22 protein-coding genes and 5 tRNA genes are annotated in these 22,870 nt (G+C 36.5%); 15 read left to right on the top strand and 12 right to left on the bottom strand.

Features of this window, described 5'->3' with window-relative positions:
• Positions 1-1,719 carry a hypothetical protein gene (locus INP94_RS05285; protein ID WP_197544232.1) on the top strand — a complete coding sequence of 573 codons (1,719 nt, stop codon included), beginning with the start codon at positions 1-3 and terminating at the stop codon, positions 1,717-1,719.
• A gap of 42 nt (positions 1,720-1,761) precedes the next feature.
• On the opposite strand, the gene INP94_RS05280 is transcribed toward INP94_RS05285, so the two are convergent.
• Entirely contained in the window at positions 1,762-2,349 is a 588-nt protein-coding gene (locus INP94_RS05280) for a hypothetical protein (RefSeq protein WP_005644465.1), read from the bottom strand.
• A gap of 229 nt (positions 2,350-2,578) precedes the next feature.
• On the opposite strand from INP94_RS05280, the gene merR reads away from it, so the two are divergent.
• The 4 genes from merR to INP94_RS05260 all read left to right on the top strand — a co-directional run bounded on the left by merR (position 2,579) and on the right by INP94_RS05260 (position 6,081).
• Entirely contained in the window at positions 2,579-2,971 is a 393-nt protein-coding gene (gene merR / locus INP94_RS05275) for a mercury resistance transcriptional regulator MerR (RefSeq protein WP_005644354.1), read from the top strand.
• A 28-nt stretch (positions 2,972-2,999) separates the two neighbouring features.
• Positions 3,000-4,640: a mercury(II) reductase gene (merA, locus tag INP94_RS05270; protein ID WP_001031935.1), complete on the top strand. Its 1,641-nt coding sequence runs from the start codon at positions 3,000-3,002 to the stop codon at positions 4,638-4,640.
• A gap of 225 nt (positions 4,641-4,865) precedes the next feature.
• Positions 4,866-5,789 (top strand): ISL3 family transposase, encoded by a 924-nt coding sequence (locus INP94_RS05265; protein ID WP_005644441.1) that lies wholly within the window; start codon positions 4,866-4,868, stop codon positions 5,787-5,789.
• 31 nt (positions 5,790-5,820) lie between these two features.
• A complete protein-coding gene (locus INP94_RS05260) occupies positions 5,821-6,081 on the top strand; it encodes a hypothetical protein (protein ID WP_005644566.1) in 261 nt (86 codons plus the stop codon).
• 522 nt (positions 6,082-6,603) lie between these two features.
• Here INP94_RS05260 and INP94_RS05255 read toward each other — a convergent pair.
• The 3 genes from INP94_RS05255 to gltX form a co-directional block, all read right to left on the bottom strand.
• Positions 6,604-7,803 (bottom strand): tyrosine-type recombinase/integrase, encoded by a 1,200-nt coding sequence (locus tag INP94_RS05255; protein ID WP_005644386.1) that lies wholly within the window; start codon positions 7,801-7,803, stop codon positions 6,604-6,606.
• Positions 7,804-8,042: 239 nt separating this feature from the next.
• Positions 8,043-8,118: transfer RNA gene (locus tag INP94_RS05250), tRNA-Ala, on the bottom strand.
• 80 nt (positions 8,119-8,198) lie between these two features.
• On the bottom strand, positions 8,199-9,641 hold the full coding sequence (gltX, locus tag INP94_RS05245; protein WP_049366423.1) for a glutamate--tRNA ligase: 1,443 nt from the start codon (positions 9,639-9,641) through the stop codon (positions 8,199-8,201).
• Positions 9,642-9,813: 172 nt separating this feature from the next.
• On the opposite strand from gltX, the gene INP94_RS05240 reads away from it, so the two are divergent.
• From INP94_RS05240 to INP94_RS05225, 4 genes are all read left to right on the top strand, one after another.
• Positions 9,814-9,889: transfer RNA gene (locus INP94_RS05240), tRNA-Val, on the top strand.
• A gap of 44 nt (positions 9,890-9,933) precedes the next feature.
• Positions 9,934-10,009: transfer RNA gene (locus INP94_RS05235), tRNA-Val, on the top strand.
• A 59-nt stretch (positions 10,010-10,068) separates the two neighbouring features.
• Positions 10,069-10,144: transfer RNA gene (locus INP94_RS05230), tRNA-Val, on the top strand.
• 47 nt (positions 10,145-10,191) lie between these two features.
• A tRNA-Val gene (locus tag INP94_RS05225) sits at positions 10,192-10,267 on the top strand.
• 118 nt (positions 10,268-10,385) lie between these two features.
• Here INP94_RS05225 and INP94_RS05220 read toward each other — a convergent pair.
• The 3 genes from INP94_RS05220 to INP94_RS05210 all read right to left on the bottom strand — a co-directional run bounded on the left by INP94_RS05220 (position 10,386) and on the right by INP94_RS05210 (position 13,531).
• Entirely contained in the window at positions 10,386-11,378 is a 993-nt protein-coding gene (locus INP94_RS05220) for an amidohydrolase family protein (RefSeq protein WP_005696743.1), read from the bottom strand.
• 190 nt (positions 11,379-11,568) lie between these two features.
• On the bottom strand, positions 11,569-13,311 hold the full coding sequence (locus tag INP94_RS05215) for a DUF3413 domain-containing protein (RefSeq protein WP_197544231.1): 1,743 nt from the start codon (positions 13,309-13,311) through the stop codon (positions 11,569-11,571).
• Between the two features lies 1 nt (position 13,312).
• Positions 13,313-13,531 carry a YejL family protein gene (locus tag INP94_RS05210; protein ID WP_005698664.1) on the bottom strand — a complete coding sequence of 73 codons (219 nt, stop codon included), beginning with the start codon at positions 13,529-13,531 and terminating at the stop codon, positions 13,313-13,315.
• Positions 13,532-13,669: 138 nt separating this feature from the next.
• Here INP94_RS05210 and yejK point away from each other — a divergent pair, with 138 nt between their 5' ends.
• From yejK to cpxA, 4 genes are all read left to right on the top strand, one after another.
• Positions 13,670-14,686 carry a nucleoid-associated protein YejK gene (yejK, locus tag INP94_RS05205; protein ID WP_193451323.1) on the top strand — a complete coding sequence of 339 codons (1,017 nt, stop codon included), beginning with the start codon at positions 13,670-13,672 and terminating at the stop codon, positions 14,684-14,686.
• Between the two features lie 62 nt (positions 14,687-14,748).
• Complete coding sequence (bamE, locus tag INP94_RS05200) at positions 14,749-15,162, top strand: outer membrane protein assembly factor BamE (protein WP_049373200.1); 414 nt, start codon at positions 14,749-14,751, stop codon at positions 15,160-15,162.
• Positions 15,163-15,225: 63 nt separating this feature from the next.
• Positions 15,226-15,936 carry a response regulator gene (locus tag INP94_RS05195; RefSeq protein ID WP_197544230.1) on the top strand — a complete coding sequence of 237 codons (711 nt, stop codon included), beginning with the start codon at positions 15,226-15,228 and terminating at the stop codon, positions 15,934-15,936.
• Complete coding sequence (gene cpxA / locus INP94_RS05190) at positions 15,936-17,339, top strand: envelope stress sensor histidine kinase CpxA (RefSeq protein WP_197544229.1); 1,404 nt, start codon at positions 15,936-15,938, stop codon at positions 17,337-17,339. The genes INP94_RS05195 and cpxA overlap by 1 nt, the downstream gene beginning before the upstream one ends.
• A gap of 39 nt (positions 17,340-17,378) precedes the next feature.
• Here cpxA and INP94_RS05185 read toward each other — a convergent pair whose 3' ends face one another.
• The gene (locus tag INP94_RS05185) at positions 17,379-19,547 is read right to left on the bottom strand and encodes a heavy metal translocating P-type ATPase (protein WP_197544228.1); all 2,169 of its coding nucleotides are present in this window, start codon (positions 19,545-19,547) and stop codon (positions 17,379-17,381) included.
• Positions 19,534-19,743, bottom strand: a complete 210-nt coding sequence (locus tag INP94_RS05180; protein WP_197544227.1) for a heavy-metal-associated domain-containing protein — start codon at positions 19,741-19,743, stop codon at positions 19,534-19,536. The genes INP94_RS05185 and INP94_RS05180 overlap by 14 nt, the downstream gene beginning before the upstream one ends.
• 80 nt (positions 19,744-19,823) lie before the next feature.
• Here INP94_RS05180 and cueR point away from each other — a divergent pair, with 80 nt between their 5' ends.
• On the top strand, positions 19,824-20,210 hold the full coding sequence (cueR, locus tag INP94_RS05175; RefSeq protein WP_005699815.1) for a Cu(I)-responsive transcriptional regulator: 387 nt from the start codon (positions 19,824-19,826) through the stop codon (positions 20,208-20,210).
• A 2-nt stretch (positions 20,211-20,212) separates the two neighbouring features.
• Here cueR and metJ read toward each other — a convergent pair whose 3' ends face one another.
• Positions 20,213-20,530 carry a met regulon transcriptional regulator MetJ gene (gene metJ, locus INP94_RS05170; protein WP_005696757.1) on the bottom strand — a complete coding sequence of 106 codons (318 nt, stop codon included), beginning with the start codon at positions 20,528-20,530 and terminating at the stop codon, positions 20,213-20,215.
• Positions 20,531-20,757: 227 nt separating this feature from the next.
• Between metJ and aqpZ the strand changes: the two genes are divergently transcribed.
• Positions 20,758-21,447 carry an aquaporin Z gene (gene aqpZ, locus INP94_RS05165; RefSeq protein ID WP_197544226.1) on the top strand — a complete coding sequence of 230 codons (690 nt, stop codon included), beginning with the start codon at positions 20,758-20,760 and terminating at the stop codon, positions 21,445-21,447.
• Between the two features lie 108 nt (positions 21,448-21,555).
• Here the strand turns inward: aqpZ and galU are convergent, their stop codons facing one another.
• A complete protein-coding gene (gene galU, locus INP94_RS05160) occupies positions 21,556-22,443 on the bottom strand; it encodes a UTP--glucose-1-phosphate uridylyltransferase GalU (protein WP_193451318.1) in 888 nt (295 codons plus the stop codon).
• Positions 22,444-22,664: 221 nt separating this feature from the next.
• Complete coding sequence (csrA, locus tag INP94_RS05155; protein ID WP_014064854.1) at positions 22,665-22,856, bottom strand: carbon storage regulator CsrA; 192 nt, start codon at positions 22,854-22,856, stop codon at positions 22,665-22,667.
• Positions 22,857-22,870: the final 14 nt, after the last annotated feature.

The following is a 22,870-nucleotide window of genomic DNA, read 5'->3' as shown; positions in this document are numbered from 1 at the left end:
ATGAAGAAAGAAAATGTAAGTTTTCCAGATAAATGGAAGGGATGGAGATTAAAAAATAATGAGATTGATTACAATGTAGATGATAATAACTATCTACTTTCTAGGCGTAACTATTTACTAGATAAAGTAGATGATAGCAGTTACAAACTTAAGAATAGCATAGATAGCTATTCAAATAGGCAAGTCTTAGCTTGGGGTTGCGGCTCAGGGAAAACCACAAATTTAAAGGTTCTTTGTGCTAATACTGATAAGTCTACTTTGATTATTGTAAAAACAAATGAAGAAATTAAAAGGCTTGTATTTGATGTTAAAGCATTAAATCCTAAACAGTCCATTTGTGGAATTTATAAAGGAAGCGATACATTAAAAGAATTAGAATGTAATATTTATGCTTTGTCAAAATATAGAATAGTAGTAACTAATAACTGGAGGGCTTTATATGAATCAAGCAATATATTTATTAACTATGATGATCCCATAAAGAAAGAGATAACAAAGAGAGAATTAGTTATCTTTGATGAATTCCAGACCCCTTATACGGATATAGTAGTAAAACATGAGAAATTATTAGTAGAACTTTATAAGAGAGAGTTGATATACGGAAAAGAGATAAGGCTAAATAAGGAGACAATTAAGAATATAATAAATTTTGACAAAAATATATTTAATGAATTATTTAATGATTTACCTGATATAAAAAATGAAAAACTATATCATGAAAGAGTTAGCTGGCTATTCAATAAACTTATAGTATCTTTAGGAGATCTATCTAATACAGATATATCATCAGATATTATCATACACCAAGATATTAATGACTTTATAGATGAAGATACAAAATTAATTATTTTAGATGCCACAGCAGAATTTTTATTTGAAGGTAGTAATAATTGGAATATAGAAAGATATAATCAAAGTAAAGTAGTTATAAATAATAATATTTATTATGATACATTGTTATCAACACGAAGGACAAGAAAAAGTAATGAGAAACATAAAAAAGATATTGTTGAAGACATAAGAAAACTTGAGAAATATATTTCTATGAATAATGGAAATAAACATCTTGTTATTACATGGAATAATACATTTCATATAGAGAATCTACCTAACTTCATTAAAGAAAATATTAGTAAAGATTTGCGAGATAAATATGAGGTTATTCATTATAATTCAGGAAAGTGTAGAGCTACAAATGAGTATATAAAATATGATTCAATAATATTTTTTGGTGAGTGGTTTAATAATTCATTTCATGCAGAGAGACTTTCTGAAGTATTAAATACTAAAATAGAATCTAAAGATCTAGTAAAATCAGAAATAGTTCAAGCAATTTTTAGAACTCAAGCAAGAATAGGAAAGTCAGTATCTATCGCATTTTTTTACAATTATAATGAGAAATTATTGGATGGATACGATTCATTTGAAGAAAGTATTAATAGTATATTGAATATAGAAGATAATGATTTTAAAAGAATGGTTAAAATGAGAAGAATATTAAATATAATGGAAAATGAATTGAATAAGAATACACTAAAAAAAGTAAAAAGCTTCATTCGTAAAATGAATATTTTAGATTTAAAAAATGAAATTATGGAAATTAAAACCAGCCTTAAAGAATTAAATGATATTGTTGATCATAAATTTAAATCTAGGAGAGATGTTATACCACTTCAAAATGCTCTCATGGAATACCTTAATATAAATTTAACTTTATAAAATAAAAGCCTAATAGGGAGTTAATCTATTAGGCTTTATTTTTTATTGAATAGTTACATAAAAATCTTTTCCATTATCACTACTTTCAATTTTATAACGTATAGGTGCTTTTATGCCACTGTTATATTGATTTCTATAAACTTCTATTGCTTGTTCATGTTCTCTAACCATTTTATCTAACTGTTCTTTAGTTTCAGATAAATATTTATCCCTTTCTTGTTGATAATAAATTTTTACTCTATTAATATCTTGAGGGTAAGATTCTTCTAAAATCCTAAGATTATCTTCAATATTCTTAACCTTATCATCCCTTTCTTGATTGAATCTATTTTTATGATGATTGTAATTATTAGAAAGTTCCTTTTTGTTACGTTCTAAAGACTCAGACACTTCTTTATCACTTGCTCCTGCTCTTTTATAGTTTTTAGCATCTAATTCGATTTGGCTAGACATTCTTTTATAATGATTTTCATTTTCTAGTAATTTTTGTTCTGAATCAGAAATAGCTTTATTTTTATCTGAAGAAAGACTGTTCTTTTTACTAGAATATTTATTTTCTAATTCAGATAACTGTTCTTTTTCTCTTTTATCCATTTTTAATGAAAATTCATTAAATGCATTTTTTAGCATTATTTCTTTTTTTGGGTCTTCGGAATATATAATGGAATTACTTTCTTAATAGTTTAAAAACAACTGGTGTTTAAATTGGATTTTCTGGTGGGATGTTAGGATAATCAATAGTATTATATAAAAGTATCAATCACATACGAGTGATACTTTGGGAAAAAAATAAAATAGTCCAATTTACTTGACCGTGTACTATGGTACATGGTTTATAATATTCAGGGGGTGAAATAAGATGATTTATCGCATTAGTGAGTTTGCAGATAAATGTGGAGTTAATAAAGAAACGATCAGATATTACGAGCGAAAAAATTTATTACAAGAACCTCACCGAACGGAAGCTGGTTATCGGATATATTCATATGATGACGTTAAGCGTGTTGGGTTTATTAAACGAATACAGGAACTTGGTTTCTCTTTAAGCGAGATTTATAAATTACTTGCTGTTGTAGATAAAGATGAAGTTCGTTGTCAAGATATGTTCGAATTTGTTTCTAAAAAACAAAAGGAAGTGCAAAAACAAATAGAGGATTTAAAACGAATTGAAACTATGTTAGACGACTTAAAACAACGATGTCCAGCTGAAAAGCAATTACATTCGTGTCCAATAATAGAAACATTAACATGAGAGATTAATTAACGAAAGGAGCTTTTTTATGAATAAATTTAAGGTAAACATTTCAGGAATGACCTGTACGGGTTGTGAAAAACACGTAGAATCAGCACTTGAAAAGATAGGTGCTAAAAATATTGAGTCTAGTTATCGTCGTGGTGAAGCAGTATTTGAACTGCCCGATGATATTGAGGTTGAAAGTGCAATAAAGGCGATTGATGAAGCAAATTACCAAGCCGGAGAAATTGAAGAAGTATCATCACTAGAAAACGTGGCGTTAATTAATGAAGACAATTATGACCTTCTTATTATTGGTTCTGGTGCTGCTGCCTTTTCTTCGGCAATTAAAGCTATAGAATACGGTGCAAAAGTTGGAATGATTGAGCGTGGAACGGTTGGGGGAACCTGTGTGAATATTGGCTGTGTTCCGTCAAAAACTCTTCTTAGGGCAGGGGAAATCAATCATTTATCAAAAGACAATCCGTTTATAGGTTTACAAACATCCGCTGGAGAAGTGGATTTAGCTAGTTTAATCACGCAAAAGGATAAATTGGTGAGCGAACTTCGGAATCAAAAATATATGGATTTAATTGATGAATATAATTTTGATTTAATTAAAGGTGAAGCAAAATTCGTTGATGCTAGTACGGTTGAGGTCAATGGGGCAAAGTTATCTGCAAAACGCTTTTTAATTGCAACAGGTGCATCGCCTTCGTTGCCCCAAATTTCAGGACTTGAAAAAATGGACTATTTAACTAGTACAACACTTCTTGAGTTAAAGAAAATACCAAAACGATTAACTGTAATTGGTTCAGGATACATTGGAATGGAGCTTGGACAACTATTTCATCATTTAGGTTCAGAAATAACGCTTATGCAAAGAAGTGAGCGACTTTTAAAGGAGTATGATCCTGAGATTTCAGAGTCAGTTGAAAAAGCGTTAATTGAACAGGGTATAAACCTTGTCAAAGGGGCAACTTTTGAGCGTGTTGAACAAAGTGGAGAGATAAAAAGGGTTTACGTAACAGTAAATGGCAGTAGAGAAGTCATTGAATCAGATCAGTTACTTGTTGCCACTGGAAGAAAACCAAATACGGATTCTTTAAATTTAAGTGCAGCAGGTGTTGAAACTGGAAAAAATAATGAAATCCTGATCAATGATTTTGGTCAAACAAGTAATGAAAAGATTTATGCAGCAGGAGATGTGACTTTAGGACCACAATTTGTATATGTAGCAGCCTATGAAGGTGGAATTATTACTGATAATGCTATTGGTGGATTAAACAAAAAAATAGATTTATCGGTAGTTCCTGCTGTTACGTTTACGAATCCGACGGTTGCAACGGTTGGTTTAACAGAAGAACAAGCAAAAGAGAAAGGGTATGATGTGAAGACATCTGTATTACCTTTAGATGCTGTTCCAAGAGCAATTGTAAACCGTGAAACAACCGGTGTATTTAAACTAGTAGCAGATGCAGAAACACTAAAAGTATTAGGGGTTCATATTGTATCTGAAAATGCAGGAGATGTCATCTATGCAGCATCATTAGCTGTTAAATTTGGCTTAACGATAGAAGATTTAACAGAAACCCTAGCACCATATTTAACAATGGCTGAAGGGCTAAAATTAGTTGCACTTACGTTCGATAAAGATATTTCGAAATTATCTTGTTGTGCAGGCTAAGGGAACTTTTTTACAACTCCCTATTCAAGTGAACCAGCTAATGCTTTAAGGGATTTTCTAAGTGCATTTGTGGTCACAAAAATAATTTAACACTGATGATTTCGACATCAAATCTATAATTGATACCTTAACACCGCAGAGTAATAAAGGATGAATAATATGTCAGACTTATTATCCCTACCAGACATTAAAACAATAGAACCGCCACAATAAAATGAAACCGATATGATGTTTAAAGTTGAAGCAGTCGGACCACCTGAACGTTGTCCTGAATGTGGTTTTGACAAGTTGTACAAACACAGTTCAAGAAATCAACTAATTATGGATTTGCCCATTCGTTTAAAGCGAGTGGGCTTACAATTGAACCGTAGACGATACAAGTGTCGTGAATGCGGATCTACCTTCTGGGAACGCCTAATATCTGTAGATGAAAAGCGTAGTATGACCAAAAGGCTTTTAAAGTCCATTCAAGAGCAATCCATGTCTAAGACCTTTGTAGAAGTCGCAGAAAGCGTTGGTGTTGACGAGAAAACCATTAGGAACGTTTTTAAGGACTATGTGGCACTCAAAGAACGTGAATACCAGTTTGAAACTCCTAAGTGGCTTGGGATAGACGAGATACATATTATCCGTAGACCTCGGCTTGTATTGACTAATATTGAACGCAGGACTATTTATGACATCAAGCCTAACCGTAACAAGGAAACAGTCATCCAACGTCTTTCAGAAATCAGTGACAGGACTTACATTGAGTACGTCACAATGGATATGTGGAAGCCCTACAAAGACGCAGTGAACACTATCCTTCCACACGCTAAAGTTGTCGTAGATAAGTTTCATGTAGTTAGAATGGCTAATCAAGCCTTAGATAACGTCAGAAAGTCTTTGAAAGCCCATATGAGCCAAAAAGAAAGACGTACCCTTATGCGTGAAAGGTTTATCCTTCTAAAGCGTAAACACGATCTAAATGAACGTGAATCATTCCTCTTAGATACTTGGTTAGGTAATCTTCCTGCTTTAAAAGAAGCCTATGAACTCAAAGAAGAGTTTTACTGGATATGGGATACTCCTGATCCAGATGAAGGTCATCTTCGTTATAGTCAATGGAGACACCGTTGTATGTCCAGCAACTCTATATGCAAAAATTGAACGTGGAGAAACTAAGCTCAATCTTCATAAATTGGAGCAAATTGCCAATATCTTTAATATTGATGTTTTAGAACTAATCAAAAATGATGATAAGAATGTATTGTTCTTTATGAATGATCATAATACTAACTACTACGGTTCAAATGAGAATTTGACATCAGAAATCGATCGATTAAAACTAACTATTTCGCATAAAGATGAGCTATTGAAACAAAGAGATCTAGTGATTGAACAAAAAGATAGCGAGATTTCAGCATTGAAAGAGATTATTTCTTTGCTTAAATCGAAATAGACACTATCTATAATATACTTATTTTATCTAAATTATTTAACTATCAGAAAACGCTGTATAACCTATCTAAATCACTGCTAGCAGCATTATTTAGGGATAGATGAATTGCCCTACGTGTTTTTTTATCTTTCCTGCCATAAGCGTCTCTCGCATTATATTGACTATATATTCTATATCTAAGCGATTTTCTATTTTTAAGATCCCATATTATTAGAATTCTATTAATTAATAAAAATTATAGATCAAGGGCTGATGATTCTCATCATCAGCCTTAGCTCTCTATATAGATCTATAATGATAATCTTCTTCAAAAATAAACGTAGCTAAGAGATCTTAATATATAGTAAAAGCTACAATTTGTATTTGTAGCTTTTACATAGGTAAGTAATCATATCTATCAAGATAGATACTCATTAAGTGTTTTTAACTAATTTATAAATAAATTTAGTTGTTTTTTTTATTATTAATAGAGGCAGGTCAAAAAAAAACAACTCCGTTTAATGGTAATTTCTCCTAAAAAATTTAAGATTGAGAACATTTCTCAATATAATCTCCCCACATTTGCATAATATCCCTTCTTTTCTCCAAATAATTAGCATGATTATAAGCTAGGCTAACTTGGCTTCCTGTTTTATGTGCTAGACAAGCTTCAGCATGCTCATGTTGAACGCCTTGTTCTGCTAAAAAAGTTCTAGCCAATCCCCTTAATCCGTGTGCAGTCTGTTTATCTTTGTAACCCATCCTTTTTAGTGCCATATTAACAGTAGATGAACTCATTGCTTTCTTTAAATCACTTCTATGAGTAAACAAATATTTATTATGACCCGTCATTGGTCTTAGCTGTTCTATCAAAGCCATTACTTGGGATGATAATGGTACTGTATGTAGAAACCTCACTTTCATTCTTTCAGCAGGAATATTCCATTCTTTTTTATCAAAATCAAATTCGCTCCATGAAGCGTTACTTGCTTCACTAGGTCGAACCATTGTTAATAATTGAAATAAGATTAATAATTGAGTTTTCTTTTCAATCTTAGCACTATGTATTGATTTTATAAGGGTAGGAATTTCTTCAATACTTACTCTAGGGTTATTTCTTTGACGAACAGACTTGAATGTAGAGCTAATTTTTAGGCAAGTATTACTTTCAATTAACCCACTATTAACCGCAAAATTTAAGATTTCATTTAGATGACCGCATAGTCTATGAACCATATCTGGAGATCCATTTTCCTCCACTTTCTTTAACATTTGGACTACTAAAGAAGGCTTAATTTCTTTAATAGAATATCGACCTATCAAAGGAAAAAGATGAAGCTCTAAGTTTCGCCAATATTTATTGATCGTTTTCTCTTCAACTTCTGAACTTTTTTTCTCTTTCCAAAGTTCTGCAACTTTCTCAAAGGAACTTTGAGTATCCATAAGCTGCTTTCTTTCTAGTTCTTCTCTATGTTTTTTAGGATCAATTTGTTGAGCTAATAATTTACGACAGTCATCTCTTAACATTCTAGCTTCAGCTAAGCTAACTATCGGATATGTACCTAGCCCTAAATTAGTCCTTGTACCAAGAATAGGTCGTATATAATTAAATAGCCATAATTTAGAGCCGTTAGGCTTAATTCTTAATAAAAGCCCATAACCATCACATAAGCTATACTCTTTTTCTTTTGGCTTAGCTTTTTTTATCTCCGTATCTGTTAAGGGAGTTGTTCTTCTTGCCATTAGATACCTCCAAAATGAAGTAACACTAAAAACTTTATAAATTTATTTTATAAATCATAAAGTTATAATTAATTTAGTAACACTATATGATCCTATCATAGCATGGTGTTACTATTAGTGTTACTAGAATTTGTGGATTTGGTTGGTTTCTATCGGACTTGTTAGAACAACAAAAAAGCCTTGATATGCTATATATCAAGGCTTTATCGGACTATATCATACTATATAAAATTAGAATTTGGTGGAGATAATCGGGATCGAACCGACGACCTCTTGAATGCCATTCAAGCGCTCTCCCAACTGAGCTATATCCCCAAATAACGCAAGCTATGATAAATTTCGGCTGATAAACTGTCAATATTGAAGTAATCAAATCCCGCTTATCAGCCTAAATATTAAGCGTTTTGAGATTTAATAAAATCAATGGCACGTTGGATACGCGCTAACACACGTTCACGGCCAATGCCCACTAATGTCACGTCCATAGAAGGTGATTGACCTGAGCCTGTTACGGCCACGCGTAATGGCATCCCGACTTTACCCATACCCACACCTAATTCAGCAGCGGTTTGTTCAATCGCTTCATGGGTAGAATGTAAATCCCAGCTAGAAAGTGCGGTCAATTTTTCTTTTACTTTTTCAAGTGGTTCAATCGCCGCCGCTTTAAAGTGTTTCTTCACCGCTGCTTCGTCAAAACTCTCAAACTCTTCAAAGAAATAACGACTTGCTGATGCCATTTCTTTTAAAGTTTTGCAACGTTCTGCAAGCATCGTCACGATTTCAGTTAATGCAGGGCCATTTGAAGTATCAATGCCTTGATCTTTATAATGCCATGCAAGATGTTTTGCCACATATTCAGGTGGTAATTCACGAATGTAATGGTGATTTAACCACAATAATTTTTCCGTGTTAAATGCACTTGCTGATTTACTCACATGATCTAATTCGAAGTATTTAATCATTTCTTCACGCGTAAAGATCTCTTGGTCACCATGACCCCAACCTAAACGAACAAGATAGTTGATTAAGGCTTCTGGTAAATAACCGTCATCACGATATTGCATCACACTTACCGCACCATGACGTTTGGATAGTTTTTGGCCATCATCACCATTAATCATGGAAACGTGCGCATATACTGGAATTGGTGCGCCTAACGCTTTTAAGATATTAATTTGACGCGGGGTGTTGTTAATGTGGTCTTCACCACGCACAACGTGAGTAATACCCATATCCCAGTCATCTACCACCACACAGAAGTTGTAGGTTGGTGAACCGTCGGTACGACGAATAATTAAATCATCTAATTCGCTGTTGCTGATTTCAATACGACCACGCACCGCATCATCAAACACGACTGAACCTTCTGTTGGGTTTTTAAAACGTACTACGTGTGGCTCATCGGCTGCATGATTGTGATCATGTAAACAATGACGGTCATAACGTGGTTTTTCTTTGTTTTGCTCTTGTGTATGGCGTAATTCTTCTAAGCGTTCTTTAGAGCAATAACAACGATAAGCTAAGCCTTGCTCAATCATTTCATCAATCACTTGATTGTAACGATCAAAGCGTTTGGTTTGATAATAAGGACCATGTTCCCAAGCAAGGTTTAACCACTCCATCCCTTCAATGATTGCCGCTGTTGCTTCCGGTGTAGAACGCTCTAAATCGGTATCTTCAATACGTAATACAAACTCACCGTTATTATGTTTTGCAAATAACCAAGAATAAAGGGCTGTACGTGCGCCGCCTACGTGCAAATAACCTGTTGGACTTGGAGCAAAACGCGTACGTACTTTGACATTCGGATCTAATTCAAAAGGAGGATCAATTTTCATTTTCTTAATAACCTATTCATTTACAAAAATTACCTTTATTTTACTACGACTTGCGTGAGTTCTAAATAAAAAATCTGATTTTATGCCTATTTTTGCAACAACTAGACGCTTTTTCATAAAAATATATTGACTGAAATCTCATTATACTTATAATGCCAATCCACAACATTAAGGGCGATTAGCTCAGTTGGGAGAGCACCTCCCTTACAAGGAGGGGGTCACTGGTTCGAGACCGGTATCGCCCACCACTTTTTCCAAAGTTGGCTTTAATGTTGTAAAAGTTTGACCAAGCGGGCGATTAGCTCAGTTGGGAGAGCACCTCCCTTACAAGGAGGGGGTCACTGGTTCGAGACCGGTATCGCCCACCACTTTTCTAAAGTGTTCTTTCCGCTCAAACTTTCCCATTATTTAAACGCTTTTCTTATGTGGGCGATTAGCTCAGTTGGGAGAGCACCTCCCTTACAAGGAGGGGGTCACTGGTTCGAGACCGGTATCGCCCACCACTTAATTTTAGTGTTTAAATAAATCCGAATATCTTTTCAGGTGCATCGGGCGATTAGCTCAGTTGGGAGAGCACCTCCCTTACAAGGAGGGGGTCACTGGTTCGAGACCGGTATCGCCCACCACTTTTCTTAAAGTCCTTTTTTAAATCAGTCAAATTAGCATTAGTTCTGTTTTCTCTTATAAATAAAAACGGCCACAAAACGTTTCGTTTTATGACCGCACTTCTATCTAACTTTTGGATTAAACTGGCTCTAAACCTAACACTTTACGTCCGTTGATACTCGCAATATCAACCATCGCATCAAGATGTGGGAAACGACAGCCTGCAGCAAGTAAGCTTAGTTCTTGCCATAAATCCCCTTCGCAAAGTGGCACCATGTAATCACAGATATTATCCGTACCTAACGCGACTGTAATTCCTTCTGGAATCATTTCATCTGCAGGTGTCAAGGCATTATGGAAAGGCATCAAATCTTCTTTTCGATTACTATCAATCCATGCCATTGGGCAAGCAATCATCATCATTTTTGCCTGACGCATTTTTTCATAAAGTTTATAACGATATTCTCTGCTATGTGCACCGATAGAAATACCATGGATCGCTACGACTCGACCTTCCATTCCATGTTCAATAGTTTTATCGCAAAGTTGTTCTGTTTCTTTTTCTTTCGGAGAGTTGAATTGATCCACATGCACATGGCACATAATGCCGCGAGATTTAGCTGCATCAAGTAAAATATCCATTGCTTCAAGGCCGCGACCATAATCCAGCTCATCGCGATAAGGTAAGCCTCCAATCATATCCACCATATCAGAGCCAATATCAAACCATTTGCGTGCTTCTGGCTCAATCACCCCTTTTAAGGTCTGATTCGCAAATTTCAAAATAATGTCATGCTTATAAACTTCGCGAGCTTTGTGTGCGGCAATAATGGCTCGGTCTTCACAAATCGGGTCGATATCCACAAAAGTCCCAAATGCCGTCACCCCTTGGGAAATCATCAATTCAATCGATTGACAGAAACGGGCGTAATAATCATCAACACTTGATGTACGTTTAACTTCGTCCACTAAATCCCATTTTTGTTGAAGATTACTATTGTGATAAATGCCAATTTTTTCAGGTGTCATTGTAAAAGCACGATCCGCGTGAGCATGGGCATTAACCCAGCCACCTTTTTTAATGATTTCGTCTCGAATAAACGTTTTAAAGCTACGAACGTGATTTCTCATAATAACTCCGCCAAAAAAGAAAGGAAAAGAGAGACGAGAAGTGTATTAATTGAAAAGCAAACCCAATAAGGATCTGGTCTATTGTGAATTGTTTGCAATGTTATGAAAAATTCGCAGATTTTAATTAATAACATCTTTTCAGTCTTTCAACTGAGTGCAAAGTATAAGATTTTAAGCGCAAAAAAGCTATCTATTTATTGACAAAAGAACGCTCTTGTTTGAAAACGTCTAAGAATAATCCGAGCGGTGGACGGCTTGAAGATTGCTCAGTATAAGTGCGGTCAAATTTCTTATAGTTTCCTTTGCGATCAATATGATACTGTGTGCCATCCGGCTGAATAATGACATTCCAACGGAAATTCGACGCCAACACCCAAGGATCACCATTAAGCTCAAATAAATTACGGCCTTGTGCATAATCCGAAACTGGATTTTTCACTTTAAAGATCGATGACATCAATGCCGGTAATAAATCCGTATGGCTCGTTAATTTCGAGACTTCTTGCACCGGTAAATCTTTCCAGTAAACAATAAATGGCACTTGGATTTCATCACGACCGAAATAGTTTTCTTGTGCTTTTTCATCCAGTTTATTAAACATTGTACCATGCTCTGCCGTAATGATGACAATCGTATTCTCTAAAGAAACTGATGCTAAAGTGTCATCAATTTGTTGATCAATCTCCACAAGCGATTTGGTGTAATTTTCTTCCGTTTGGTCCGCAATATCTAAATCCACATAAGCAAACCAAGGTTTATCCTCTTTTAAGAGAGATAAAACGCCATTTATCGCCTCTTTTGGCGAAGAAGCTTTCACTTTAGGTAATTTCACATTACGGAACAAGGCTTGTTTAAATAAGCTATCTTTAAATGCCGTAGACGAATAAGCGACAAATTGATATTTCTCGTCTTGTAGCTTTTTAATTAACACCGATGGTGTGTGATTACTCAAAATACTGTCCGTGTAATTCGCATTCAGCCCATAGAATAAGCCTACTAAGCCAGCATTGTTCGTATTGCCACTACTGTAATGATTCGTAAATTGAGTAGAACTTGTGGCAAACTCAAACAATTTAGGCATTTTCTCGCTAGTTAACGCATCATAACGTAAGCCTGAAACGGTAATCACGAGAATATTTGGTTTGTTTTCAACTTGATCAAACTGAAGATCTTTTTTCGGATAATCAATTTTTAATGCATCCAGACGCCCTTCTTGCTCTAAGCGCTGAGAATATGTTTCCGCATTAATAAATCCTTGTTTTTCCAAAAAGGTTCTTGCGGTCATTGGATAAGAAAGTGGGAAGTTTGAACGCTGCATAGTAATCGGACGATATAAAAATGCATCCGCCCAAGCGTAAATTAAGTGTGTCGCGACAAACGTGGAAGTCAGCACTAATCCCACTTTCTTCAGCCATTTTTGACGCTCTAAACTACGTAATTTTTCCCAACTCCAACGGGAGAAAAGCATTTGGATTAGCAAAATAATCGGCATTGGCGCAAAGAAAATTTGCCAATCCCGTGAGAGATCGCCCTTTTCAGGGTTCACTAACAAATTCCAAACAATAGAAGAAAGGTGGATATTAAAGCGATTAAAAACTTCCGTATCAAACAGTAATAAAGTGGTGCAAATTGTCGCGATAATCACTGTTAGTCCACGGAAAGTGCGGTGATTTTTGATAATGAAACTCAGCGGAAATATAACCAGCAAATACAAGGCAAAAACACAAAAACTGAAATGCCCTAATAAGCTGATAAAGAAATAAATTTTGCCGAGTAAAGTGTCTGGCCAGTCAATGAGAAAAGCGTAACGACTACCAATAAGAATTGCGATGATAATGTTAAAAAAAGCAAACCAGTGTCCCCACGAAATTTTTCGTGAGGTTTCTTCACGGTATTCACGTCCGTTGAATTTGCTTTTCTTAAACCAAAACATTTTATTTTATTTTTACCGAATTCATTAGAGAGTTGGCAAAGGCTTGAGCTAGTGCTTCACGCTGTGCGGCGGGTACGCTAGTGGTCAATAAATTACTGGCCATATTGCCTAAAGCGATAAGCGAAAGATCAACGGGTGCTTTGTGAGTTTCAAGTACGCTAATCATGTCGTTAATGATGGCATTAACTTGCCCATCGGAATACTTTGAATGTTGAGCCATTTGGAATGTTTAAGCCTGTTCTAAATACAAAAAACTTCTCATATCATACCCGATAATTTGTCCAATCTGAATAATTTCTTTTTTCTTGCTTAAAAAGTGCGGTTATAATTTAAGGTAAATTTTACGAAGGAAAAAATTATGAGCATTACGGTTAATCAAATCGTGCTACATCAATTAGTTAAGCACACTGAAAATGAAACCACTACAATGGAAAGCGTGTTGCGTGATGAACTTCTCACCATTACGCCAGAAGTCGAACAAATGATGTTGCAATTACATCAAGGTTATCAAAATAAAGGCAAAGCATTTGGTGTCTTCCAAGAGAATTCCATTTTTGCACAAGATCTGAATCGTTTATTAGAAAATGAAATCAACTTTTTAAATTTCAGCCAACAATCCACAAAATTATTAGCGCAAGAATTGGGCAAATATAATTTTGCAGACAGTGGTACGCTTATTCTGTGCCAATATAACTTCTTAGCGACGGATTACCTATTCATTGCACTATTAGATAGCCGCATCAGTATGTTAGTTGATGAAAATCTTGAAATTCGCCGTACGGAATATTTAGATATCACACAGTTTGATATTGCTGCACGTATCAACTTAACGGATTTGCAAGTGAATGCAAACTCAAACCGCTATCTCACCTTCATTAAAGGTCGTGTTGGTCGTAAAATTAGTGACTTCTTTATGGATTTCTTAGGTGCAGAAGAAGGTTTAAATCCACAAGTTCAAAACCAATGCCTATTACAAGCAGTCAGTGACTACTGTGAACAAGGTGAATTGAACAAAGAACAAACTCAAGCGGTAAAAAAACAGGTCTTTGAATACTGTAAAGGTCAATTAGCAAGCGGTGATGAAATTGCCTTAACTGAACTTTCAGCGAATTTGCCGACTCTAAACGAGCGCCCTTTTGTCACCTTTACAGAAGAGCAAGATTACGGCTTGGAGGAAACCATTCCACCAGTACGTTCAGCCTTAAAAACATTAACGAAATTTTCGGGTTCTGGTAAAGGTGTGACATTAAGTTTTGATGCGGATTTATTAAATAACCGTATTGAATGGGATCCACTTACAGATACTTTAACAATCAAAGGGATACCACCAAATCTGAAAGATCAACTTCAAAAAGCATTAAAGTGCGATAATTAATTTGGCAAGATCATAAAGTTTCGGTATCATTCGACATAATTTTGCAGTAAAAGGTAAAAAATATGCAATTAAGAACATTTTTAGGTGCAGTTGTTTTAGCATTAAGTTTAACTTCTTGTTCAACAGTGCAAAAAGTCGTTTATCGTATTGATGTTCCACAAGGTAACTATTTAGAAGCAGCGACTGTGGCGCAAGTTAAACCAGGCATGACCGCACAACAAGTACAATATTTGCTTGGTACACCAGTTTTAATCGATCCTTATAATAACCTAACTTGGTATTACGTGTTCTTACAACAACACTCTTACCAAAAACCTGAACAGCACACATTTACAGTAAAATTCGATCAGAATGGTTTAGTAAGCAGTGCTGAATTAGATAAGCCATTACCTGAAGTGGCAAAACAAGACGAAAATAATACTATTATCAGCACTCCTGAAAACGCAGGTAAGAAAAGCTGGTGGAAATTCTGGTAATCATTAAAAAATAACACCTGCTTGTCATATCAAGCAGGTTCGTTATATTACAAGGGAATGAAAATGTCAAAGATTCTATTAGTTGATGATGATATTGAACTAACAGATTTACTTGCTGAAGTTTTACGACTGACAGGTTTTGAAGTCGAGGTTGCCAATAATGGCCAAGAAGCGCTAGATAAGCTAAATGAAAGCCATCAGTTAGTGTTATTAGATATCATGATGCCTGTATTAAACGGGATTGAAACACTCAAGAAAATTCGCCAAACATCAAATGTCCCTGTGATGATGCTTACTGCACGTGGCGAAGAGATCGATCGTGTTCTAGGCTTAGAACTTGGTGCCGATGACTATTTACCAAAACCCTTTAACGATCGTGAACTAGTTGCTCGCATTAAAGCAATTTTACGTCGCGCTACGCCAGCAGAGAAAGAAAACACACAAAATTCGACCGCACTTTCATCAGAAGAAAATACATTGGAATTTTGTGGCTTAGTACTTCACTCTGGCCTTCAACAAGCTTCTTATAAGGGTCAAGATCTTGGTCTAACTGGCTCTGAATTTGCACTACTTCATAAACTAGTACTTCGCCCAGGACAAATTGTCTCTCGCGAAGAATTAAGCATGAATGTACTAGGCAAACACCTTTCCCCTTTTGATCGCTCGATTGATATGCATATGTCAAACTTGCGTAAAAAACTCCCAGAAAGAGACAATGGCTTACCGTGGCTGAAAACGCTACGTGGTCGTGGTTACTTGTTGGTTTGTGAATAATGCTTATCAAAAAATTCAGCTTAAATCAGCTCACAATACGCACATTTACTGTCTTTTGGTTGGCATTCTTTGCTATGACTGCCCTTTTAGTCGCACTTCCTTATTTTGATAGTCGCTTATATTCTGACTTAAATCAAAATGAAATATCAAGCTATCAAAAGAAACTCGTTGAATCTATTCGTAACAATAGAATCACCGGTATCCTCGCTGGCGTGCCAGTTCTTCCAACCGATAAATTTGACTCTGCACGTCCTGTCATTATGACACCAGAAAAAGAAATTTTCGGTGCTTTAGGCGAAGAGAAAATGCATATTGCCCAATTTGCTCAAGAATCGAGTAACTTTGCCCAACCACAACGTAAAACCTTCAAAGATATTCAAATTGCAGGCCCTTTTAAAGTCTATATTGGTGATTCTGACCAAGCATCCGAATTATTCTTTGTGTCTCGAGCAAACGGTCAACAAGAAATTTTACGGTATATGCTTGACCACCCTTGGATCTTATTGCTCTTAACCTTAATTATCACAACACCTTTACTTTGGTGGTTTACGCATACTATCGTCAAACCGATTACTAACTTACAAAAGGCCGCAAATAGCGTGGCGTTAGGAAACTTTAAAGTTGATAATGAATTAGCAAATCACGGTCCAACAGAATTACGAGAAGTAGGACAAAGCTTTAACAAGATGTCGATCGCGATTGATAATCTAATCTCAAACCAACATAATCTACTGTCCTCTATTTCTCACGAATTGAAAACACCATTAACACGTTTGCAGCTTTCCACTGCTCTGGTTCGTCATCAAACGGGTGATATTGAGCCGGTTAAACGTATTGAGAAAGAAATCCAACGAATGGATAAAATGATCAGCGAGTTGTTACTCATTTCTCGCCAACAAATGCATTCTCAAATGGAGCATAATTTATTTCCTATCAATCATCTTTGGGATGATGTGATAAAAGATGCCTTATTTGAAGCGGAGCAGCGTAAGATCATCTGCGATGTCAATATTTCTATTTTACATCCTGAAAAACATATGATTTATGGCAACCTAAGCTTGCTCACCAGTGCGATTGAAAATATTATTCGAAATGCACTGAAATATACGAAAGATCGTATTTTCTTAACCATTGATTTACATAAAAATGAACAGGATGATAATTGTCTGCAAATTCGAGTAGATGATAATGGCTTGGGCTTACCACCCGAAGAGTTCGACAAAATCTTTAAACCATTCTATCGAGTCGATGAAACTAGAACTCGAGCCACTGGCGGAACGGGATTAGGTTTAACGATTGTCTATAACGTTGTGAATGAACACAATGGAAAAGTATGGGCCGAATCCAGCAACTTGGGCGGGCTTGCCGTCACGATTCAACTTCCCTTATGGAAGCAACATTAATCAAAAAATAAAAGGCGATATTTTCATATCGCCTTTTTCTTATTTAATTTTCACTCGTTTTAATCGCAATGCATTGGATAGCACCGAAAGCGAACTCATCGCCATGGCTGCCCCCGCCAAAACAGGACTTAAGTAGCCCAATGCGGCAAGTGGAATACCTAGCACATTATAAATCAAGGCAAAGAATAAATTTTGTTTGATATTCTTTAATGTTGCTCTGGAAATCATTAATCCATCAACTAACTGATCAACCGAATGCTGCATAAGTGTCGCCGATGCGGTTTGCTCTGCAACATCAGACCCCGATTTCATCGCAAAACTTACATTAGCCATCGCTAACGCTGGTGCATCATTCACACCATCACCCACCATTGCCACCACTTTACCTTGCTGACGTAATGTTTCAATATAGGCAGCTTTATCACGTGGACTACAATTACCCCGTGCGGTTTTCACACCGACTTGTTGGGCAACATAATCAACGACAGATTGCTGATCGCCACTCATTATCACCACATCAATATTATGTTGATGTAAACGCTGAACCGCTTGCAAACTATCCTCTTTCAGACTGTCTGCTAATGCAAATGCACCGATTGGGTTATTATCTACAGATACCGCAACAATACTCGCAATTTTCCAAATTTGAGGCATATTATCTGGTAAGGTTAATTCACAATAAGCCGGCTTACCGACTTTAACAAAACCTATCCCATCAATATGAGCTGAGATGCCCTGCCCCACTTCTGAATGAACTGAAAGTGCAGTCGGAATTTCAAGTGATTTTTCCTGTGTCGCCAAGACAATCGCTTTAGCTAAAGGGTGATTGGCATTTTGCTCAACGGAAGCTGCAATACGATACAAATCTTCCTCAGAATAGACCGCACTTTGTGGTTGCCAAACAGCGGCTATTTTTAGGTCTCCATGAGTTAACGTACCTGTTTTGTCTAATACCACCGTATCCACATGGGCTGCCTCCTCCATAGATGCCGCATCTTTAAACCAAATCCCTGCATTGACTGCTTTTCCCATACCAACCATTATGGCAGCAGGTGTAGCAAGCCCTAACGCACAAGGACAAGCAATAACTAACACAGCAACCGAATGAATTAAGGCGGTTACCCAATCCCCTTTTATCCACCAGGTTAATACAAATGTTATTGCGGAAATTAATAACACGGCAGGTACAAATACTGCAGCGACTTTATCAGCAAAACGAGCAATCGGTGCTTTTGTACCTTGCGCCTCAGAGAGCGCTTTCATCATGTCGCCTAATAGCGTTTGCTGACCGAGTTGATTGGCTCGATAAATAAGACTACCTTGTGTCACCATTGCCCCCGCAAGCACCGGGCTTTGAGACATTTTTTCTAATGGCTGAGATTCACCAGTTAAATGACTTTCATCACACCAACCACTACCCTGTTCAACTACGCCATCAGCTGCAATACGTTCACCTTGATTAGCCCGTAAAATATCGCCTATTTTTACTTGATCGAGAGGAACCGTTTCCCAACGATTTTCACGTTGAACACTGACTTGTTTTGGAGTGAGTTGTAATAATAGCCCTAAGCTGTTTAAGCTTTGTTTCTTCGTTCTTTCCTCAAGAAATTTCCCAAGACTGACGAAACCGATGACCATCACCGATGCTTCAAAATAAACATGAGATGCGCCATCATGCCCCATTGACTGATGATAAAACAGCATAAAGACCGAATAGAGATAAATCGCCAATGTACCAGTGCTCACCAGTACATCCATATTGGCTAAACCACCTCGAATACTCCCTATCGCCCCTTTATAAAATGGGATGGCTAACCCAAATTGCACAACGCTCGCCAGAACAAATTGCCACATTGGCGGCATCATCCAAGAATGATGATTAAACATCATCCCGATCATTCCGATCAAAAAAGGAATGTTAATGAACAAAAGCAACCATAAACGCGGACTAATCTTTGTTTCATTGGGTGCGCTAGACAACACATTTTGTTTTATAATGCCATTAAATCCCGCCTTTTGAATAATCGTCAAAATATCTTGTTCTGAAGCCTGAGATGAATCAAATACGACATGCGCTTCCTCCGCAGCGAAATTCACACCAGCTTCAGAGACAAAATCTTTTCGATTCAACACCTTTTCAATCCGGTTAGCACAGGATTGACAGGTCATCCCCTCGATTTGAATGGCTATTTTTTTATTCTGTTGCATCGAAACCTGCGTCTTCAATTGTTTCAATTAATTGTGGAATACTGACCGCACTTTCATCAAAGGTAATCACCGCTTTACCGTCATCAAGTGTTACAACGGCTTTTTCTACGCCATTGAGCTCTTCCAACACTCTTGTGACGCTTTTCACACAACCACCACAAGTCATTCCTGTTACATGTAATGTAATTGATTTCATATTTACTCCTTAGTTATTGATATAGATTGAAATTGAGCTTACTATAAACCTTAACATAAGGTTAAGGTCAAGGATTTTTTATGAACATTAGCGAAGTGGCAAAATTAGTGGGTTTATCAAGTAAACAAATTCGGGATTATGAGAAGTCCGGCTTATTAAAACCAGCACAGCGAAGCCTTTCTGGTTATCGCCATTATGAAGAAAAGGATTTAGAGCGGTTACGTTTTATTCGTCACTCTCGAGATGTCGGGTTTTCACTCCAACAAATTCACCAACTTTTGCAATTACAGGATAATCCCAATCGTAGTAGCCGAGAAGTGAAAGCACTCACGACACAACATATTAAAACATTGAATGAGCAAATTCATCACTTGCAAAAAATGGTAGAGGAATTGGAGCGATGGCATAACGCTTGTCAGGGCAATGATTGCCCTGAATGCAGTATTTTGGAAGGATTAAAAGGATGAAATTAATATTCCCAGCTTTCAGGATCAATGCCTAAATCACGCATGATTTCTTTAGCATTTTCAGGAATCTCATCATGGCGTTCTTTCATTAAATCCGCATCCGTCGGTAATGGCTGTCCTGTAAAAGCATGTAAGAACGCCTCACAAAGTAATTCACTGTTTGTTGCATGGCGCAAACTTTTTAGCTGACGACGCGTGCGTTCGTTTGTCAAAATTTCTAATACTTTAATCGGAATCGAAACGGTAATTTTTTTGACTTGTTCGCTCTTTTTGCCATGTTCTGCATAAGGGCTAATATATTTGCCATCCCAGTTTGCCATAATGCACCTTAAATAACCTGATAATTTGTCTGTATTTTAATGAAAAATAAGCAAAATGACAATCTAGACGGCTAAAAGTATAGCATGCTATTTCCCTTACATTTGCTTACAAACATTTACAATAATTTGCAGAACTAAAAAACATTCCCTTTGACTAAATGCCTGTTGCATCCGCAATACATTATTGTTATTTGAAGATAACGACATATTTAATATTGAGGTCTATTATGTCAAAAAAACTTTTTGCTGAATTTTTCGGTACATTTTGGTTAGTTTTCGGTGGTTGTGGTAGTGCAATCTTTGCGGCTTCTGTCAACCTAGGTATCGGTTATGTGGGCGTTGCATTTGCCTTCGGTTTAACCGTATTAACCATGGCTTACGCTGTAGGTCACATTTCTGGTGGTCACTTTAATCCAGCTGTGACACTTGGTTTAGTGGCTGGCGGTCGTTTCTCTGCAAAAGATGCCCTTCCATACATTATTTCTCAAGTAGTTGGTGGTTTAGCAGCGGGTGCTGCACTTTATCTTATCGCATCAGGTAAAGCTGGTTTCGATGCGACTGCTGGTTTCGCATCTAACGGCTACGGCGAACATTCTCCTGAAGGTTATTCTTTAGAAGCCGTATTCGTAGCGGAAGTATTATTAACTGCATTCTTCTTATTAATCATCATGGGTTCAACTCATAAAAATGCAGCTGCAGGTTTTGCGCCAATCGCAATCGGTTTAGGTTTAACCCTAATCCACTTAATCAGCATTCCTGTATCAAATACCTCTGTAAACCCTGCTCGTAGTACTGCAGTTGCGGTATTCCAAGGTACTTGGGCAATCGACCAATTATGGTTATTCTGGGTGGCACCGATTATCGGTGGTATTTTAGGTGGTATTATCTACCGCACTTTATTAGCGAAAAATAACTAAGATTTCGTTTCATAGAAAAAAGAAGGCATCATCACGATGCCTTCTTTTTTATCTTTATTCGTAATCCAAATATATAAATAAAAACCACCTTTCGGTGGTTTCAGTCAATTATAAGGTTTTTACAAGATCTTTTAGGAAAGCTTTAAACTCTTTGCCTAATTTATCATGACGAAGACCATATTCTACAAAGGCTTCCATATAGCCAATCTTGTCACCACAGTCAAAGCTTCTGCCTGTCATATGGAACGCTTCAACGATCTCTTTCTCGATAAGCATATCAATTGCATCCGTTAATTGGATTTCATCACCCACACCAACTGGTGTTTTTTCTAATAAATTCCAAATCGCCGCAGAGAATACATAACGACCGACAACAGCAAGATTTGATGGAGCTTCTTCAACAGATGGTTTTTCAACAATGCTATTAATCTTAACGCTATCACCGCCTTTTAACTCTACACCACCACAATCCGCGATACCATAGCTACTCACTTCATCGGCAGCAACAGGCGCTACCATGATTTGGCTTGCTTGTGTTTCTTTAAAACGTTTAATCATTGCTGAAAGATTTTCTTTCTTTTGATTTGCCGTAAAATCCGCTAAAAGCACATCAGGTAACACCACTGCAAACGGCTCGTTTCCAACGACAGGACGACCACATAACACCGCATGGCCCAAGCCTTTCGCATTCCCCTGACGAACATGCATGATAGTTACATCTTTAGGACAAATAGAACGCACTTCTTCTAGAAGCTGACGTTTAACACGTTTTTCAAGCATGGTTTCCAACTCAAATGACGTATCAAAATGGTTTTCAATCGCATTTTTAGAAGAATGTGTGACTAACACGATTTCTTTGATACCAGCAGCCACACACTCATTCACAACATATTGAATCAGTGGTTTATCCACAAGCGTTAACATTTCTTTTGGAATTGCTTTTGTTGCTGGTAACATACGAGTACCTAAACCAGCTACGGGAATAATAACTTTCATTGATTTTCCTTTTTGTTTTAATATGGAATGACCACACTTCTATGCTAAAAGTGCGGTCATTATTTATTAAATTTTGATAGATTTAAGTTGGAAAAGTTCCTTCTCTACCTTTATAACTCAAATTTCCGTTATTTAAAATCTTGCAAACCAATGGGTTTAATTTTTGAAAAAACGTTAATTAAATTATAAATAGAATGTAAAACATTCATAAAACTCTAGGTCTAAGATGCCTCATCTATATGTTCATCTTTTGACTGCAGAATTCGTTGGTAAATTTCCTCTCGGTGAACGGATACTTCTTTAGGCGCTTGCACACCGAGTTTGACTTGGTTTCCACGTACACTCAAAACCGTGATAGAAATATCGTCTCCAATGAGAACACTTTCGCCAACTTTTCGAGTTAAGATTAACATCTTTTATCTCCTTA

This window comes from Haemophilus parainfluenzae, assembly GCF_014931395.1.
In the GTDB taxonomy this organism is placed as follows: domain Bacteria; phylum Pseudomonadota; class Gammaproteobacteria; order Enterobacterales; family Pasteurellaceae; genus Haemophilus_D.
This window is presented reverse-complemented; position numbering and strand designations above follow the sequence as displayed.